Raw genomic sequence first — 18,120 nt, forward strand, 5'->3', positions numbered from 1 at the left:
GCCACAAATGAAATCAAAAAATAAACAGATTCTTGATGTTATCGTTCGATAGTGTCTTGCTGATTTGTACAGGTTTCATCAAAAAAGTCAATTTAGAAAAGTTAAAATTCGAGTTAATTTTTCTAAAATGATTTGCAAAAAATTGCTCGATTTCATCGAGTATGAAGAATGAGTTATGGACCTTGAATTGAAGGTGCGTAGCTCATTTGTTACATCAAAGGGAATACTCCTGATGTGTAGTAATAATGTCTCAAGGTTGGATGATCTTGAGTAGTAGTGTCGTGTTTACCAGTTTGACACTATGAATCATGGGTATGCTTAAAAGGCAGCCTGTATTATTTTTTGCAATAGGAAATGGGTCCAAAAATGCAAGAAGTTGCTGACGCATCGCGTCTTGACACTGAACTTTCCGCTGATAGTGCAGCGTATATTGAAGAGCTATACGAACAGTACCTAACTTCTCCAACCTCAGTGTCAGAGGATTGGCGTGAATATTTCGATAAATACCCTAAAGGTGATCAACCACACGGCAGTGTGCGCGAGCAATTCCTCCTTTTGGGACGTAATGCAAGCCGAGTTCAGCCTGTCGTACAAAGCACTGTAAGTACAGAACATGAGCGTCGTCAAATTGGTGTATTACAACTCATCGCTGCTTACCGTAACCGTGGTCATCAAAAAGCTAAACTCGATCCATTAGGTCTTGCGAAACGCGAAGACGTTCCTGACCTCGATTTATCTGCTCACGGTTTAACCAAGTCAGATCTTGATACTGTATTTAATACTGGCAACCTCGCAATTGGCAAAGCAGAAGCAACATTGTCTGAAATGGTTGAGGCCATGGAAGCGACTTACTGTAGTTCAGTTGGCGTGGAATACATGCATATCGTTGACACCAAAGAAAAGCGTTGGATTCAACAACGTTTGGAAAGTGTTCGCGGTAAATTTAACTATACCAGTGATCAGAAGAAAGGCTTCCTTGAGCGTTTAACCGCTGCAGAAGGCTTAGAAAAGTATCTTGGTAATAAATTCGTTGGTGCGAAACGTTTTGGTGTAGAAGGCGGTGAGTCTTTTATCCCAATGATGAACGAAATCATCCAGCGTGCAGGTAGTGTTGGTTGTAAAGAAGTTGTGATTGGTATGCCACACCGTGGTCGTCTCAACCTTCTTGTTAATATTATGGGTAAAAACCCAGCTGACCTATTTGGTGAGTTTGAAGGTAAGAGCCTACATAAGAAAGGTTCTGGTGACGTTAAGTATCACCAAGGTTTCTCTTCAAACGTAATGACACCAGGTGGCGAAGTTCACTTGGCATTAGCGTTTAACCCATCACACTTAGAAATCGTTGGACCTGTGGTTGAAGGTTCGGTTCGTGCACGTCAAGTTCGTCGTAAAGACATTGGCGGTGATGACGTACTTCCTGTGATCGTACATGGTGATGCTGCATTTGCGGGTCAAGGTGTAAACCAAGAAACCTTCCAAATGTCACAAACACGTGGTTATACAGTGGGCGGTACAGTCCATATCGTGATCAACAACCAAGTGGGTTTCACGACCTCTGATCCACGTGATACACGTTCTACAGAATACTGTACTGACGTTGCAAAAATGATCCAATCACCAATTTTCCATGTCAATGGTGATGATCCAGAAGCTGTGATTTTCGTAACTCAGCTTGCACATGATTTCCGTCATACTTTCCGTAAAGATGTCATTTTAGACTTGTTCTGCTACCGTCGTCGTGGTCATAATGAGGCGGATGAACCATCTGCAACTCAGCCATTGATGTATCAAGTGATCAACAAGAAAGCGACTACGCGTACCTTGTATGCTGATCAATTGGTTCAAGAAAAAATCCTTGATCGCGCAAGCGCAGATGCAATGGTTGAAGGGTATCGTTCTGATTTAGAAGCAGGTAATCATGTTGCCAATGCGCTTGTTCGTGAACCAAACAAAAAAATGTTTGTTGATTGGGCGCCTTACTTGGGCCATGAATACACCGATCTTTGGGATACAACATTCAGCATCGATCGTTTGAAAGAACTTGGTTTAACCATGAATACATTACCAGAAGGTTTTGTATTGCAGCGCCAAGTTCAAAAAGTCATTGATGATCGCGTGAAAATGCAAACCGGTGAAATGCCACTCAACTGGGGTGCTGCAGAAACCTTAGCGTATGCGACTTTGCTTGATGACGGTTTCTTGGTTCGTATTACGGGTGAAGACGTGGGGCGTGGTACATTCTCGCACCGTCATGCCAAATTACATAACCAAGTCGATGGTTCTGTTTATATCCCACTCTGCCATATTAAAGAAAATCAGCCACGCACTGCGGTCTATGACTCTTTATTGTCAGAAGAAGCCGTGCTTGCATTTGAATACGGCTATTCAACGACATTGCCAAAAAGCTTGATCGTTTGGGAAGCTCAATTTGGTGACTTCGCTAACTGTGCACAAGTGGTAATTGACCAGTTTATCGCTTCGGGTGAAACCAAGTGGGAGCGTGTGTGTGGTCTAACCATGTTGTTACCACACGGTTATGAAGGTCAAGGTCCAGAGCATTCATCTGCACGTTTAGAGCGTTTCTTACAGCTATGTGCTGAAGATAACATGCAAGTGATGACACCAACGACGCCTGCACAGATTTTCCATGCATTACGTCGTCAGGCAGTTCGCCCGATTCGTAAACCAATGATCGTAATGTCACCAAAATCGTTATTGCGCCATAAACTTGCGACTTCAACTTTAGATGAATTAGCAAACGGTTCATTCCAAACTGTGATTGATGAAATTGATCAAATCAACAAAGCTGACGTAACTCGCTTAGTGCTTTGTGGCGGTAAGGTTTATTACGATTTGCTCGAAAAACGTCGTGAACTTGGTCTAAACCATGTTGCAATCGTGCGTATCGAACAATTGTATCCATACCCAGAACAACGCTTAGCTGAAGTTATGGCTGAGTATCCAAACATTCAAGAACTTGTTTGGGCACAAGAAGAGCCGAAGAACCAAGGCGCTTGGTTATTCATCGTTCCTCGTTTGTATGAAGACGTTCTTAAATCTGGTAAACAAATCCGTATTAGCTATGCTGGTCGTGAAGCATCTGCCGCACCTGCTTGTGGCTCGCCATACTTGCATGCAAAACAACAAGCTCAGCTTATCAATGACGCACTTGCGATTGAAGTTGAACAATCAGGAGATTCTAAATAATGGCAACCGAAATTAAAGCACCGGTATTTCCAGAGTCAGTTGCTGACGGTACGATCGCAACTTGGCACAAGAAAGTAGGTGAACCTGTATCACGTGATGAAGTGATCTGTGACATTGAAACCGATAAAGTTGTTTTAGAAGTGGTTGCTCCAGCTGATGGTAGCTTAGTTGCAATCATCAAAGGTGAAGGCGATACAGTTCTTTCTGACGAAGTGATTGCTCAATTCGAAGCTGGTGCTGTTGCTGCCGCTGCTCCTGAAGCTGCTGCACCAGCAGAAGCGGCGCCTGCTGCATCTGCTCCTGCGGCTGCTGCATCAACTCAAGCAGTTGATCAAAACCAAGCGCCAGCAGTTCGTAAAGCATTGTCTGAAACTGGTATCAATGCTGCTGACGTTCAAGGTACAGGCCGTGGCGGTCGCATCACTAAAGAAGATGTTGCTAGCCATCAAGCTAAACCTGCTGCATCAGTTCAACCATTAAGCGTTGCTGTTGGCGAGCGTATCGAGAAACGTGTTCCGATGACACGTTTACGTAAGCGTGTTGCTGAGCGTTTATTGGCGGCTACACAACAAACTGCAATGTTAACAACGTTCAACGAAGTTAACATGAAGCCAATCATGGAAATGCGTAAGCAATATAAAGATGCTTTCGAAAAACGTCATGGTGCGCGTTTAGGCTTTATGTCTTTCTTTGTTAAAGCAGCAACTGAAGCATTAAAACGCTATCCAGCAGTGAACGGTTCTATTGATGGTGATGATATTGTTTATCACGGTTTCTATGACATCGGTGTCGCTGTATCGAGTGAGCGTGGCTTAGTTGTACCAGTCCTTCGTGATACTGACCGTATGAACTATGCAGAAGTGGAAAACGGTATCCGTGATTACGCTTTCAAAGCACGTGACGGTAAATTAGGTATCGAAGACATGACTGGCGGTACGTTCACGATTACCAATGGTGGTACTTTCGGTTCATTATTATCTACGCCAATTTTGAATACGCCGCAAACAGCGATCTTGGGTATGCATAAAATCCAAGAACGTCCTATGGCGGTAAATGGTCAAGTTGAAATCTTGCCAATGATGTACTTAGCGCTTTCTTATGACCACCGTTTAATCGATGGTAAAGAAGCTGTAGGTTTCTTGGTAACAATCAAAGAATTGTTAGAAGAACCAGCTAAACTCATTCTTGATCTTTAATACTACAAATATTGCCTCCCATATAAAGTGATCCTTTATATGGGATTTTGGAGATAAAAATGTCTCAACAGTTTGATCTTGTTGTCATTGGCGGTGGACCTGGTGGTTATGAAGCGGCGATTCGTGCAGCTCAACTTGGTTTCAAAGTCGCTTGTATCGAAAAACGTATTCACAATGGTAAGCCATCTTTAGGTGGTACCTGTTTAAACGTTGGTTGTATCCCTTCTAAAGCATTGCTTGACTCTTCTCACCGTTACGAAGCAACAGTTCATGAACTTGCTGAACACGGTATCACCACAGGTGAAGTTAAATTTGATTTAGACACTTTGTTGGCACGTAAAGACAAAGTTGTAGATCAATTGACGGGTGGTGTTGCTCAGTTACTAAAAGGTAATGGTATCGAGTGGTTACAAGGTACGGGTAAATTACTTGCAGGTAAAAAAGTAGAATTCACACCGTTTGAAGGTGAAGTACAAGTTTTAGAACCGAAGTACGTGATTCTTGCGACGGGTTCTGTACCTGTAAATATCCCAGTCGCACCTGTTGATGAAGACTTAATTGTTGACTCAACTGGCGCATTGAAATTCTCAGAAGTTCCTAAGCGTCTTGGTGTGATCGGTGCAGGTGTTATCGGTCTAGAGCTTGGTTCAGTATGGCGTCGTCTTGGTTCAGAAGTTGTTGTGTTTGAAGCATTAGATGCATTCTTACCAATGGCTGACAAAGCATTGGCTAAGGAATATCAAAAAATCTTGAAAAAACAAGGTTTGGATATCCGCATTGGTGCGAAAGTTTCTGGCGCTGAAACCAATGGTCAAGAAGTAACGGTTAAATACAACCAAGCTGGCGAAGACAAAGAACAAGTTTTTGACAAGCTTATCGTTTGTGTAGGCCGTAAAGCATATGCAGAAGGTTTATTGGCTGAAGATTCAGGCATTAAATTGACTGAGCGTGGTTTGGTTGATGTAAATGATCAATGTCAAACATCTGTAGAAGGTGTTTACGCGATTGGTGACTTGGTACGCGGTCCAATGCTTGCACATAAAGCAATGGAGGAGGGCGTAATGGCGGTTGAACGTATTCACGGTCATGCTGCTCAAGTGAACTATGACACGATTATTAGCGTTATCTATACACACCCAGAAGCTGCTTGGGTTGGTTTAACTGAAGAACAAGCTGCTGAAAAAGGTCACGAAGTTAAAGCTGGTCAATTCCCGTTTGCGGTGAATGGTCGTGCGTTAGCTGCTGGTGATACTGCTGGTTTTGTGAAATTCGTTGCTGATGCGAAAACAGATCGTCTTTTAGGTATGCACGTTGTGGGTCCTAATGCATCTGATATCGTACACCAAGGTATGATCGCGCTTGAGTTTGTTTCTTCTGTTGAAGACTTACAGTTGATGACTTTTGGTCACCCAACATTCTCAGAAGTTGTACATGAAGCAGCGCTTTCAGTTGACGGTCGTGCAATCCACGCCATTCAACGTAAGCGTAAATAAAACATAAAGTGTGGTTCGCCACACTTTTTTGAATGATGATGATTGTCTAGTTTAGATAATCATTGATTCAATATGTAGCAGTCTGGTTTTAAGAAGATCTAGGCTGCATCACTACAAACAACATAGTAGGTAACTAAATGAACTTACATGAGTATCAAGCTAAAGCATTATTGAAAGAATATGGCATGCCAGTACAAGAAGGTATCTTGGCAACAAATGCAGATGAAGCAGTCGCTGCATTTGAACAGCTTGGTGGTAAATTCGCAGTAATGAAAGCGCAAGTTCATGCTGGTGGCCGTGGTAAGGCTGGCGGCGTTAAAGTTGCAAAATCTAAAGAAGATGTAATTGAATTTGCTAACAACATCATTGGTACTCGTCTTGTAACGTATCAAACAGATGCAAATGGTCAACCAGTTAACAGCATTATCGTTGCTGAAGACGTTTATCCTGTTGAGCGTGAGCTTTACTTAGGCGCGGTTGTAGACCGTTCTAGCCGTCGTATTACTTTCATGGCTTCTACCGAAGGTGGTGTAGAAATCGAGAAAGTTGCAGAAGAAACGCCTGAAAAAATTATCAAAGTTGAAGTTGATCCTTTAGTTGGCTTACAACCTTTCCAAGCACGTGAAGTTGCGTTTGCTTTAGGTTTGAAAGACAAGCAAATCAGCCAATTTGTAAAAATTATGGCTGCTGCTTACCAAGCATTTGTTGAAAATGACTTTGCATTATTCGAAATTAACCCACTTTCAGTTCGTGAAAATGGCGATATTTTATGTGTAGATGCGAAAGTAGGTATCGACTCTAACGCGCTTTACCGTTTACCTAAAGTTGCTGCTTTACGTGACAAGTCTCAAGAGAATGAGCGTGAATTGAAAGCATCTGAATTTGACCTTAACTATGTTGCTTTAGAAGGTAACATTGGTTGTATGGTGAACGGTGCTGGTCTTGCAATGGCAACCATGGACATCATCAAACTTTATGGTGGTCAGCCTGCAAACTTCCTTGACGTTGGTGGCGGTGCAACGAAAGAGCGCGTAATCGAAGCGTTCAAAATCATCCTTGCTGATACGTCTGTACAAGGTGTTTTAATCAACATCTTTGGTGGTATCGTACGTTGTGACATGATTGCTGAAGCAATTATTGCAGCGGTTCAAGAAGTAAATGTAACTGTACCAGTTGTTGTTCGTTTAGAAGGTAACAACGCTGAGTTAGGTGCTAAATTACTTGATGAATCAGGTTTGAAATTAATTTCTGCGAACGGTTTATCTGATGCCGCAGAAAAAGTTGTAGCTGCAGTTAAAGCGTAAGGAGTATCAATCATGAGCGTATTAATTAATAAAGACACTAAAGTATTGGTACAAGGTTTTACTGGTAAAAACGGTACTTTCCACTCTGCACAAGCTTTAGACTACGGTACAAAAGTTGTTGGTGGTGTTACTCCAGGTAAAGGTGGTACAACTCACCTTGACCTACCAGTATTCAACACAATGAAAGAAGCGGTACGTGAAACAAATGCAGATGCATCTGTAATCTATGTACCGGCTCCATTCGTTTTAGACTCAATCGTTGAAGCGGTTGATTCAGGTGTTGGCCTAATCGTTGTGATCACTGAAGGTGTTCCAACGATCGACATGCTTAAAGCGAAACGCTACTTAGAAACTAACGGTAACGGTACTCGTTTAGTTGGTCCTAACTGCCCAGGCGTGATCACTCCAGGTGAATGTAAGATTGGTATTATGCCTGGTCACATCCACCAACCAGGTCGTATTGGTATCATCTCACGTTCAGGTACATTGACTTATGAAGCTGTTGCTCAAACAACTAAGCTTGGTTTAGGTCAGTCTACTTGTATCGGTATTGGTGGTGACCCAATCCCAGGTATGAACCAAATCGAAGCACTTCAATTGTTCCAAGACGATCCAGATACTGATGCAATCATCATGATCGGTGAGATCGGTGGTACAGCGGAAGAAGAAGCTGCTGAATTCATCAAATCAAACGTGACTAAGCCTGTAGTCGGTTACATCGCTGGTGTAACTGCACCTAAAGGTAAGCGTATGGGTCACGCTGGTGCGATCATTTCTGGTGGTCAAGGTACTGCTGAAGAGAAATTTGCTGCATTTGAACGTGCGGGAATGGCTTACACACGTAGCCCAGCTGAGCTTGGTTCTACTATGTTGCAAGTTTTAAAAGAGAAAGGTTTAGCGTAATACGTTAGATTTTAATCTTTAAAAAAACCCCAATGGAGACATTGGGGTTTTTTTATTGGGTTATTATTGCTTTAATCCCCAAATTTTGGTTATTACATAAAATCGATGAGAAGCCTTGGAATAATTTTTGGAAAGTTATATGGTTATCTTCCGTATAGCTGTAGCTAGTATTGTATGGTTGCTCTAGTACTTCTTCCTGGAATGGATGGCACTGGCACGTTGTTTCAGCCACTGATCGCAGAAGTTGGTGATACTTTTAACGTCAAAGTTATTCGATATCCATCTACAGAAGCATTCGGTTATGAGACTTTGGAAGAGCTTGTTGTAAAGAGCCTTCCAGTTGATGAGCCTTTCGTGATCCTTGGTGAATCATTCTCTGGACCTATCGCGATCTCTATTGCTGCGGCACAGCCGAAAGGTCTGATTGGTGTGATTTTATGCTGCACCTTTGCGATCAACCCTCGTCCAACTTTTTCGGTATTTCGCTCTCTGCTTAAAATCCTCCCACCTAGGTTAGCGCCGATTGCGGTGCTAGATTACCTACTGCTCGGTCGCTATTCGACTAGAGAACTTCGTTCAGCTCTAGCTTTGGCAGTGGGGCAGGTGTCCTCTGCAGCGTTTGAAGCACGACTGAATGCAGTTCACGCAGTTAATGTTTTGTCAAAGTTAAAATTCATTGCAGTGCCAGTTTTGTATTTACAAGCAACCAAAGACCGAGTCGTTCCACCTACGGCTGCATATTTTATACAGAAGGAACTTTCAACCGTTCGTATTGTACCGATTGATGCACCTCACTGTTTACTTCAAGCTGTGCCGAGTCATGCTGCCTCGATTATCAAACTATTCTTGGCTGAAGTTCAGTGAAATACAGTGGTTCATCTTGTCTAAAGTACTAATATTTGTAAAAGATGAGGTTATGGATTGGCATGCATACTAGTGAAAAGAATGAAGAGCGTAAGATAAAAATTGAAGACCGAACATTCGGCATTTCGGTCTCCATTGACAAAAGAGTGCTATAAATGGCGTATATACATTTATTCCGCTTTTGGTTTTAACCCTTGCGTCAAACCATTGATGTCTCCACCTTGTAGACCTAATTCATTCATCAAGCTATCAATCAATGGTGCTTGTGAACGGTAACGTAGGGCACTATTTACCACCTGATCTGATAATGAAGCCGTTGAGCCATGTTCAGTATTTTCACTTGAAACAGCAGAACCACCTGCAAAGCCATTTAAGCCATTGACTTGTAAAATTTTGATGTCATCAATATTTTCCATTGGCTTGACGCTTTCACGAATGATCTCTGGTAAATGTTTGAGCAGTGCCAAGCGAACTTGCATCTCTACCTGTTCAGCAGACAAGGTATTGGCTGCCTCATTGACTGCACGAGCACCTTCCGCATCAACCTGATATTGTTTTTCCAATGCTTGAGCAAGTAGGATTTTTGCGTCTGCTTCACCTTTCGCTTTTAAGCGAATCTTTTCAGCATCTGCTTCTGCTGCAATACGTACTGCTTCTGCTTCATCGGCAGCGGCTTTCTTACCTGCATCAGCAGCTACGGTAATCGCAATCGCTTCTTTCTCTGCCGTTTGTTTAGCTGCAACCAGCTCGACCGCTTTTTGACGCTCAGCGCGTTGAGTTTCACGTACAGTCACAACTTCTTCCTCTGCTTTTACCGCTTCGGCACGGGCCTTGTCAGCTTGCGCTTTGGCTTCTGATTCAGCACGAGATTTTTCAGCAATCGCAATGGCGCGATCTTGCTCAGCCAATTCAATAGTTTTCTTCTGTTCGACCTGTGCTTTTTGAATGAGCTGAGCTTTTTGGATATTTTCATTTTCTACATCACGAGCAGAAGCAATTCGTTTTAGCTCCACTTCACGCTCAGCAGCAATTTGAGCTTCTTCAGCCTCACGTTTTTTACCTGCTTCTTGTGAGGCGATTTCTGCGGTTTGTTCAGCTTTACGAATCGAGATTTCACGCTCTTGTTGCAACTTTGCATATTCTTCTTCACGTGAAATTTCTAGGCGTGCACGCTCTGCTTCCAAGTTCTTGGCACGAATGGCAAGGTCCGCATCTTGTTCAATGTCATTACGCTTTTTACGACGGTCTTCAATGGTTTCAGTCAGTTTAGTTAAACCTTCCGCATCGAAGGCATTTTGTGGGTTAAAGAATTTAAAACTAGTTTGGTCTAGACCTGTTAAGGATACTGTTTCAAGCTCTAAACCATTCTTGGATAAATCTTCTGAGACCACTTGTTGAACTTTCTGAACGAAGTCGACACGCTTTTCGTGCAGTTCTTCCATCGCCATTTCCGCAGCCACGGCACGGAGTGAATCGACAAATTTACCTTCAACCAGATCTTTAAGTTCTGGTGGGGACATGGTTTTACGCCCCAAGGTTTGGGCTGCGGTTGCAATTGATTCAGCAATCGGTTTGACACGAACATAGAACTCGGCCATCACATCAACACGCATACGGTCTCGAGTAATCAGTGCTTGGTCTGCGGCACGTTTTACCTCTAAACGTAAGGTATTCATATTTACAGGAATAATTTCATGTAAAACAGGGAGAACAATGGCGCCACCGTTTAGAATCACTTTCTCGCCACCAAAACCTGTGCGGACAAAGGAGACTTCTTTACTTGAACGGGTATAGAGACGGGCAATGATAATGCCAATAAAAATCAGTGCTGCAAAAATAACACCAGTAATAATTAAAATTTCAGTCAATGCTGAATTCAACATGTAAATACCCTCATGTAATAAATATAAAAATTAAGCAGCAATCGCTTGGAATCCAATTTTGGTTCTTTGCGTTAAAATCACGTCTTGCCCTTGATGGAAAACTAGATCCAGCTCGGGTTCAACCAAGACGTAATGCGTTTGGCCAAATTGGTCTTTAACTTTGGCTTGTGCAGGGGAGTTGGGTTTAGCATCCCCTAAAATGATGTGTGCAGTTCTACCAATCAGATCATCTGCTTGAATTGCAGTTGTTTCATCTTTGGGGATTATTTTGGCAATTAATGCAGCACTATAGCGTACGAGTGGCATTGATAAAAATAAGCAGGCAGGTGCAATGATCCATGCTGATAGATAGTGTTCAGTAAACTGGAAAAAAAGGTCTTGGATGATCAAGCCCGTCAGTGCATACACAGTTAAAAAGATAATCAGCCAAATGAGTAAAGGGACTTTACCGAGATAGAGCCATTCTAATAATTGGGTGAAAATATTTTCTGATGATTCTAAAGAGACATTTGCATGATCAACCTCACTGAGGCTGTCAGGTAAAAACTGTTCTAGAAAACTTGAACTACCACCGAATAATAAAAGAATGAGTTCAAGGATACCGATAAATAGGCACAGCATTAAAGCAATGCTAAAAACCAAATTAGACGGATGTATTAAAAGATCCCAGATCATCGCGATTACTCTTATTTCTTTTAGCGTTAATTAATAAATTTTTTATAAAAATAAAACAGTTATAAGAGTAAAGCGTATACGTCTGAATTTCAACCTATATCGACCACATTATTGCAGGCAAAAAAAAACGCAATGATTGGGGTGATCAGTGCGTTGAACAACGAATCTGTTTAAAACAGTTTCGGTTGAAAGGAGAAATGTCATGAGATTAGTGTTAACTAACCTACGAGGCCATATTATTAAAAAACCTGACTAAGTTCATCGGTATTCATGTTAAATACTGTTAATTGATGTTAAGAAGTGACGAAAATTGTTAGTTTTTTATTTTTTTAATAAAGTTTTATAATTAAAGTTAATCAGATAGTTAAATAAAAAAAAGCCCAAGTGTGGGCTTTTTTATGGGAAAAGTAACGTAAATTAAAATCTAAATAAACCTAATCCCGCTTTTACTTCATCCAGTGTTTGTTGAGTGATATCACGGCATTTTTCTGTACCGTGTTTTAAAATATCCATGATGTAATCCGGATCTTTTTCTAATTCGGCACGACGTTCACGAATTGGACTAATTAACTCTTTTAGCACACCTTCCAAACGTTTTTTTACCGTCCCATCACCTAAACCACCACGACGGTAATGTGCTTTTAACTCTTCTACTTCTTCTTTATTTGGATCAAAAGCATCAAGATAGGTAAAGACAATATTGCCTTCAACCTGACCTGGATCTTCAATACGTAAATGGTTTGGATCGGTATACATCGCATTTACGGCTTTTTTGATGTCTTTATCAGTGGCATTGAGCACAATGGTATTACCTAAGGATTTTGACATCTTCGCTTTACCATCAAAACCAGGTAAACGTGCCATATTTGATAACAGGGCTTTACATTCTGGTAGTAGGTCATGACCAATTTGACGATTCACACGACGCACAACCTCGTTGGTTTGCTCAATCATTGGAATCTGATCTTCGCCCACTGGGACAACCGTTGCTTTAAATGCAGTGATATCAGCTGCTTGGGCGATTGGATAGCACAAGAAACCCGCTGGAATATCACGTTCAAAACCACGCATTTGGATTTCAGACTTAATCGTTGGATTACGCTCTAAACGTGCAACAGTTACGTAGTTGAGATAAAGCATGGTCAATTCGTTGAGCGCAGGTAAACATGACTGTACGCAGATCGTGGTTTTAGTCGGATCAATGCCAACAGCAAGATAGTCGAGTGCCACTTGAAGAATATTGTTGCGTACTTTATCTGGGTTATCTGCATTGTCTGTCATCGCTTGTGCATCAGCTAAGAGCAGATGTTGATGGTGACTGTCTTGTAGACCTACACGAGAACGTAATGAACCGACAAAATGGCCAAGGTGGAGTTGTCCTGTAGGACGGTCGCCTGTCAAAATGATGGGACGTTGATCAACATTACTCATGATATGTTCCAAGATTCAGTAATTTCATAGATATAAGATTGATATTATTGTACGAGAAATAAATTTTTTTCGTCAGCGATAATTTTAACTTTTTCTTAAAATCATATTGTACTTTCACTGCGTGATTCTACAATGGGTATATAAATACAAATCAGGACATAAAAATGGCGAGTGGTTTATTACTACTACTGGATGATATTGCAACGATTTTAGACGATGTTGCAGTCATGAGTAAAATGGCAGCCAAAAAAACCGCAGGGGTTTTAGGTGATGACTTAGCACTTAACGCCCAACAAGTCAGCGGTGTGCGTTCAGATCGAGAATTACCTGTGGTCTGGAGTGTTGCAAAGGGTTCATTTGTTAATAAATTAATTCTCGTTCCATTGGCCCTATTGATTAGTGTTGTCGCCCCTTGGTTGATTAATCCATTGCTTATGATCGGAGGCCTGTTTCTGTGTTATGAAGGGGTAGAGAAGGTCGTGCATATGCTGTTCCATAAAAAAGCCAAAACAGCAGAGGAAGCCAGTGAGAACTTACAACAAGTCGAGGTCGACTTGGCTCAGTTTGAAAAGCAAAAAGTAAAGGGAGCAATTCGAACAGACTTTATTCTTTCTGCTGAAATTGTGGTGATTTCGTTAGGTACCGTTGCAACAGCTGCATTTATGAATAAAGTGACAGTATTAAGTATTATTGCAATCGTTATGACTGTCGGGGTGTATGGCTTAGTTGCAATGATCGTAAAAATTGACGATTTAGGTTTATATCTTACACAACAAGCTTCTGAATTAAAAAATACAATCGGTCGTGGTTTACTTGCTTTTGCGCCAATTTTAATGAAAACACTTTCAATTGTAGGCACGATTGCAATGTTTTTAGTTGGCGGGGGGATCATTACGCATACCATTCCTTTATTGCATCACTTTACTGAAGAAACGGTTGATCATTTAGAGCTGATTCCGAGTGTAGGTTCAATTATTGGTGCTTTAACGCCAACCTTAATTAATTTAGGGGTGGGGTTGCTTGCAGGTGTGGTTGTGTTGATGGTTGTCAGTTTGATTCAGAAATTCTGGCCAAAAAAAGCATCCGCTTAAAGCTAAGTCGTCATCATCAGAATTATGTGAGGTAGTTATGCGTTGGAAAGGTCGTCGAGTCAGTACCAATGTTGAAGACCGTCGCGGTGGTGGCGGTGCGAAAGCAGGTGGAATTAGTATTATTGGGCTAGTGGTCGCTTTTGTGGCTTGGAAATTTTTTGGGGTTGACCCTCAACAGGCCTATCAAGCAACCCAAGCGGTTACCAATGCTCAGTCTTCACAGCAAGACAGTACACCACAAAGCTTAACACCTGATCAAAAAGAGGCCAGTGATTTTGTTGGGACAGTGTTGGCAGATACCGAAGATACGTGGACGCCGATTTTTCAACAATTGGGGATGAGCTACAAACCACCACGACTTGTATTATTTAGTGGGGTGGTTCGATCAGGTTGTGGTACTGCACAGGCTGCGATGGGACCTTTTTATTGTCCGGCTGATCAGAAAGTTTATATCGATACCTCATTTTTTAAAGAAATGCGTCAGCAAATGGGTATTTCTGGTGAGCAGAATCAAACTGAACTCTCTCGTCAGGATCAAGCGGGTGATTTTGCCCAAGCTTATGTGATTGCACATGAAGTAGGGCATCATATCCAAAACCTATTAGGTATTTCAGGGCAGGTACAGCAGGCACGTGCCCAAGCCAGTCAAACACAAGGCAACCAACTTTCTGTACGTTTGGAACTGCAGGCAGATTGTTTCGCAGGCATTTGGGCACATCAGAATCAGAAACGAACTCAATTTTTAGAGCAAGGTGATATCGAAGAAGCGATGGATGCAGCTGAGAAAATTGGGGATGATTATCTCCAGCGCCGTGCGACTGGACAAGTTGTGCCAGATAGTTTTACCCATGGTACCAGTGAACAACGGATGCAATGGTTCCAAATTGGGTTGAAATCGGGTGATGTGAATCAGTGTAATACCTTTAAGTAGGATAAAAAAGGAGCGTTGCTCCTTGATTTTTATACGGAAGATATACGAATCAGAAGAAGAATTAACGTAAAATAATAGCGTCTATGCTGAATTGAGGATGATTGGTTTATTGTTGTGCTTAAACCATTTGTTAATAAGAATTAAATAATCAGATGAATGAATTACAGCATAGGCCATCATTCTTTATTCAATCGTACAGTATTTTAAATTTTATCATTTATTAAAATTTTAAAATTTAAAGCAGGTCTATGTTATTAAAATTGAATAAATAAAGAGGTCTTATGGGTAACTTTTTTCTTTTGCAAGCATTGACGGTTGTTTTTGCTTTATCCATTGCAACGACCATTTTTAATAAACGAATATTAGGTTTTCCTCAGGCCATTGGTGTTCCAATTGTCTCGGCTATTTTTGTCTTTATTTTACAGTGGGGTGCGAGTTTATTAAATGGCAATCAATTTATTACCATTAATATTCATAATATTGAAGCTGCTGTAAGAAATATTGATTTTTATGATTTTCTAATCAATGGTGTGATTTGTTTTATTTTAACTTCATCTGCATTGAAGTTTAAAATTTCAGATTTGAGAAGTTACTGGAAGCCGATTAGCATTTTGGCCACAATTGCTTTGGTGTTATGTGCTGGATTTTATGCAGGTTTACTGTACTTATTTCAATGGCTGGTTGGCTACCCAGTACCAATCGGTGTTTTACTCTTATTAGGTGCGGCACTTGGTGCAACTGATCCAATTGGGGTTAAAGGAGTACTCAGTTCTATTCGGGCACCGCATCATTTGATTGTGAAACTGGAAGGTGAGTCATTATTTAATGATGCAATGTGTATTGCCTTATTTATGACGCTGTTAAAAGTTTTACAAGGAGAGCATTTTTCATTATTGGCAACAGTTGAAACCTTATTATATGAGATATTCGTTGCAGTAATTATCGGTTTTGCATTTGGTTTTGCGATCTTACGTTTACTTCGTGGTAAACATGAGATGGAATCTCTGATTTTAACCACGGCCTTACTTGCCAGTGGTTCATATCTAGTGGCTTTATTTGCACATGCCTCTGCACCGATTGCTTGTGTGATTGGTGGACTGATCGTCGGAAATAAATGGCAGGAAATTCGTGAGCAGCGAGAAATTCGCGAGGTCAATCATTTTTGGCATACGGTTGAGGGGATTATTAACTCCTTCCTATTCACTTTGATCGGTTTAGAGCTGTTTATCCTTGATTTGAGTGCGAATCTGATTATTGGTGGCATCATTGCCTTTATTATTCTACATTTATCTCGCTTTGCGGCGAACTTTGCCGCTTTTGCCTTATTTCCATCATTCCGAAATAAAAGCTATAACGGTAGCTTAGCAATACTCTCTTGGGGCGGAGTGCGTGGGGGCATTTCATTGGCACTGATCCTTGCTGTAGCGAATATTCCTGAATTGAGTCAATACAGTAGCATCCTGATAGGTTATACCTTTATTAGTGTATTGCTATCAGGTGTGGTTTGTGGTCTTGGTTTACCAGCTGTAATGAATGCTTTCTACTACAACCCGAGTGAAGAGACACAAGGTTTGAAAGGCTTCTATCAGCGGCTGTGTAATAAGATGAATCGTCGTGGTTTTAAATATATTGTAGGTGAAGATAGTCAGGGGCGTGAAACAATTACTATCTTTAATCCAGAGATTTTATTGGATCAAAAAACTGATGATGGTGTTGCAACCATGCATCATCCGAATAAACGTGAAGAGGTTAAGCGTTTAGAGAATCCTGATAACTTTTAATACTATGTTTTTTTTGTTTGTTAAAAAAAGCCTTTTTTGAAAGGCTTTTTTTATTTTATATCTAAAAGATTTTTAAATGTCTTTTAAGAATTTTTAAATATTTTTTTATGCTAAATCTATTTTGATATTATATTTTAATAGTCTTTTAAATTTTATTTAAGTACCTTTTGGGAATTTAATGGTAATTGGGGTTCTATTTGTTTAAAAGTGTAATTTTAATTTTAATTTTAAAAAAATTAATGTTTTATTTTCTTTTTAATCAATATCTTGTTTATTTGTTAAGAAGTGTTTCAATGTTATTTTACTTTTTTATTTTGTGAGCTATTTAACATTTATTTGGTTTGATTTAAAGTGGTGCTGTGAACTCTATCACTTAGAAACAATAATTTAAACTTAAGTTAATAATGCATTAAGAACTGATTAAATATTAAAAATTTATAATGAGGAATATAACCATGTCTCAGATACAAATTATTTCCAAGGAAAGTCATCAAACCCTTGTAAATACGACGGGAAAAACAGCCACATTACCTTCTGAACCTTCAGTTGTATTAATTAAGGTCTCTGCAAATGATATTTCAGTTGTTAAGAGAGATGGTGTAAATGCGGTAGTAGTATTAAAGAATGGCGAAACAATCGTTATTCATAATTTCTTCAATAATAGTGAAGTAGCAGATAATAGTCTGGTTCTTCAAGGTGAAGATAATCAATTAGTTTGGGCGCATTTTAAAGATGCTGAAACTGATGCAGACGCAGATGCCGATGCTGACGCCGATGCTGATGCGGACTCAGATGATGATGATCATGAAGGGGCTGTTTTTCTAGAAGAAACTCCAGCAGTTGTGCCTGAGGCGGCGGCGGCACCTGTTGAAGCAGCAACATTACAACCTATTCAGGCAGTAGAGCCATTACTTTATGCGGGTGAAGCATCTAGTGGTTTCAGTCCGTGGCTATGGGCTTTACCTGTACTTGCGATTGGTGGTATTGCAGCAGCGATTGGTGATAATGATGGTGGGGGAAATAATAATAACCGTGATACCACACCACCAAGTACCGATGCCGTAAAATTTAATATTGATCCAGTGACTGCGGATAACGTTATTAATGCGGCAGAATCGGCGGGGAACGTAACCTTAACAGGCACATTAACAGGTGTACCAGCAGATGCAGCGACTACTGTCGTAACTGTTGTTGTGAATGGGGTGACTTATACCGCAACAGTAAATTCAGCAAATGGTACGTGGAGTGTAAGTGTACCGGGCAGTGGTTTATTGGCAGATGGCGATAAGACCATCGATGCAAAAGTGACGTTTACAGATGCAGCAGGTAACAGCAGCAATGTAACGGACACTCAAGTTTAT

Annotated in this window: 13 protein-coding genes; 10 read left to right on the plus strand and 3 right to left on the minus strand. The window is 40.8% G+C overall.

What is annotated here, in order from left to right; genetic code table 11:
• The first annotated feature begins 366 nt into the window (after nucleotides 1–366).
• From F957_RS16200 to F957_RS16175, 6 genes are all read left to right on the plus strand, one after another.
• The gene (locus tag F957_RS16200) at nucleotides 367–3,207 is read left to right on the plus strand and encodes a 2-oxoglutarate dehydrogenase E1 component (protein ID WP_016541334.1); all 2,841 of its coding nucleotides are present in this window, start codon (nucleotides 367–369) and stop codon (nucleotides 3,205–3,207) included.
• A complete protein-coding gene (odhB, locus tag F957_RS16195; RefSeq protein ID WP_004803170.1) occupies nucleotides 3,207–4,403 on the plus strand; it encodes a 2-oxoglutarate dehydrogenase complex dihydrolipoyllysine-residue succinyltransferase in 1,197 nt (398 codons plus the stop codon). The genes F957_RS16200 and odhB overlap by 1 nt, the downstream gene beginning before the upstream one ends.
• 59 nt (nucleotides 4,404–4,462) lie before the next feature.
• Nucleotides 4,463–5,896 carry a dihydrolipoyl dehydrogenase gene (lpdA, locus tag F957_RS16190; RefSeq protein WP_004803172.1) on the plus strand — a complete coding sequence of 478 codons (1,434 nt, stop codon included), beginning with the start codon at nucleotides 4,463–4,465 and terminating at the stop codon, nucleotides 5,894–5,896.
• A 137-nt stretch (nucleotides 5,897–6,033) separates the two neighbouring features.
• The gene (sucC, locus tag F957_RS16185; RefSeq protein WP_003655470.1) at nucleotides 6,034–7,200 is read left to right on the plus strand and encodes an ADP-forming succinate--CoA ligase subunit beta; all 1,167 of its coding nucleotides are present in this window, start codon (nucleotides 6,034–6,036) and stop codon (nucleotides 7,198–7,200) included.
• 12 nt (nucleotides 7,201–7,212) lie between these two features.
• Nucleotides 7,213–8,103 carry a succinate--CoA ligase subunit alpha gene (gene sucD / locus F957_RS16180; RefSeq protein ID WP_003655479.1) on the plus strand — a complete coding sequence of 297 codons (891 nt, stop codon included), beginning with the start codon at nucleotides 7,213–7,215 and terminating at the stop codon, nucleotides 8,101–8,103.
• Between the two features lie 174 nt (nucleotides 8,104–8,277).
• Nucleotides 8,278–8,967, plus strand: coding sequence for an alpha/beta fold hydrolase (locus F957_RS16175; protein WP_016541333.1), 690 nt, complete (start codon nucleotides 8,278–8,280; stop codon nucleotides 8,965–8,967).
• 170 nt (nucleotides 8,968–9,137) lie between these two features.
• Here the strand turns inward: F957_RS16175 and F957_RS16170 are convergent, their stop codons facing one another.
• The 3 genes from F957_RS16170 to trpS form a co-directional block, all read right to left on the minus strand.
• Complete coding sequence (locus tag F957_RS16170; RefSeq protein ID WP_016541332.1) at nucleotides 9,138–10,850, minus strand: flotillin family protein; 1,713 nt, start codon at nucleotides 10,848–10,850, stop codon at nucleotides 9,138–9,140.
• Between the two features lie 30 nt (nucleotides 10,851–10,880).
• Entirely contained in the window at nucleotides 10,881–11,525 is a 645-nt protein-coding gene (locus tag F957_RS16165; RefSeq protein ID WP_016541331.1) for a YqiJ family protein, read from the minus strand.
• A 417-nt stretch (nucleotides 11,526–11,942) separates the two neighbouring features.
• Complete coding sequence (gene trpS, locus F957_RS16160) at nucleotides 11,943–12,956, minus strand: tryptophan--tRNA ligase (protein WP_016541330.1); 1,014 nt, start codon at nucleotides 12,954–12,956, stop codon at nucleotides 11,943–11,945.
• A 164-nt stretch (nucleotides 12,957–13,120) separates the two neighbouring features.
• Between trpS and F957_RS16155 the strand changes: the two genes are divergently transcribed.
• The 4 genes from F957_RS16155 to F957_RS21830 all read left to right on the plus strand — a co-directional run.
• Nucleotides 13,121–14,047 carry a DUF808 domain-containing protein gene (locus tag F957_RS16155; RefSeq protein WP_016541329.1) on the plus strand — a complete coding sequence of 309 codons (927 nt, stop codon included), beginning with the start codon at nucleotides 13,121–13,123 and terminating at the stop codon, nucleotides 14,045–14,047.
• A gap of 37 nt (nucleotides 14,048–14,084) precedes the next feature.
• Complete coding sequence (gene ypfJ, locus F957_RS16150) at nucleotides 14,085–14,978, plus strand: KPN_02809 family neutral zinc metallopeptidase (protein WP_016541328.1); 894 nt, start codon at nucleotides 14,085–14,087, stop codon at nucleotides 14,976–14,978.
• 281 nt (nucleotides 14,979–15,259) lie between these two features.
• Nucleotides 15,260–16,759, plus strand: coding sequence for a cation:proton antiporter (locus F957_RS16145; RefSeq protein ID WP_016541327.1), 1,500 nt, complete (start codon nucleotides 15,260–15,262; stop codon nucleotides 16,757–16,759).
• A 455-nt stretch (nucleotides 16,760–17,214) separates the two neighbouring features.
• Nucleotides 17,215–18,120, plus strand: a 906-nt coding sequence (locus F957_RS21830; protein ID WP_016660193.1) for a BapA/Bap/LapF family prefix-like domain-containing protein, incomplete at its 3' end; no start/stop codon positions are given.

Origin of the sequence: Acinetobacter gyllenbergii CIP 110306 = MTCC 11365 (assembly GCF_000413855.1) — a bacterium.
In the GTDB taxonomy this organism is placed as follows: Bacteria; Pseudomonadota; Gammaproteobacteria; order Pseudomonadales; family Moraxellaceae; genus Acinetobacter; species Acinetobacter gyllenbergii.

Bases quoted from the DNA above. Each gene is read 5' to 3' on its own strand.
- ypfJ (WP_016541328.1), top strand. From the start codon at position 14,085: ATGCGTTGGAAAGGTCGTCGAGTCAGTACCAATGTTGAAGACCGTCGC.
- sucD (WP_003655479.1), top strand. From the start codon at position 7,213: ATGAGCGTATTAATTAATAAAGACACTAAAGTATTGGTACAAGGTTTT.
- odhB (WP_004803170.1), top strand. From the start codon at position 3,207: ATGGCAACCGAAATTAAAGCACCGGTATTTCCAGAGTCAGTTGCTGAC.
- trpS (WP_016541330.1), bottom strand. From the start codon at position 12,956: ATGAGTAATGTTGATCAACGTCCCATCATTTTGACAGGCGACCGTCCT.
- F957_RS16165 (WP_016541331.1), bottom strand. From the start codon at position 11,525: ATGATCTGGGATCTTTTAATACATCCGTCTAATTTGGTTTTTAGCATT.
- sucC (WP_003655470.1), top strand. From the start codon at position 6,034: ATGAACTTACATGAGTATCAAGCTAAAGCATTATTGAAAGAATATGGC.
- F957_RS16155 (WP_016541329.1), top strand. From the start codon at position 13,121: ATGGCGAGTGGTTTATTACTACTACTGGATGATATTGCAACGATTTTA.
- F957_RS16200 (WP_016541334.1), top strand. From the start codon at position 367: ATGCAAGAAGTTGCTGACGCATCGCGTCTTGACACTGAACTTTCCGCT.
- F957_RS16175 (WP_016541333.1), top strand. From the start codon at position 8,278: ATGGTTGCTCTAGTACTTCTTCCTGGAATGGATGGCACTGGCACGTTG.
- F957_RS16170 (WP_016541332.1), bottom strand. From the start codon at position 10,850: ATGTTGAATTCAGCATTGACTGAAATTTTAATTATTACTGGTGTTATT.
- lpdA (WP_004803172.1), top strand. From the start codon at position 4,463: ATGTCTCAACAGTTTGATCTTGTTGTCATTGGCGGTGGACCTGGTGGT.
- F957_RS16145 (WP_016541327.1), top strand. From the start codon at position 15,260: ATGGGTAACTTTTTTCTTTTGCAAGCATTGACGGTTGTTTTTGCTTTA.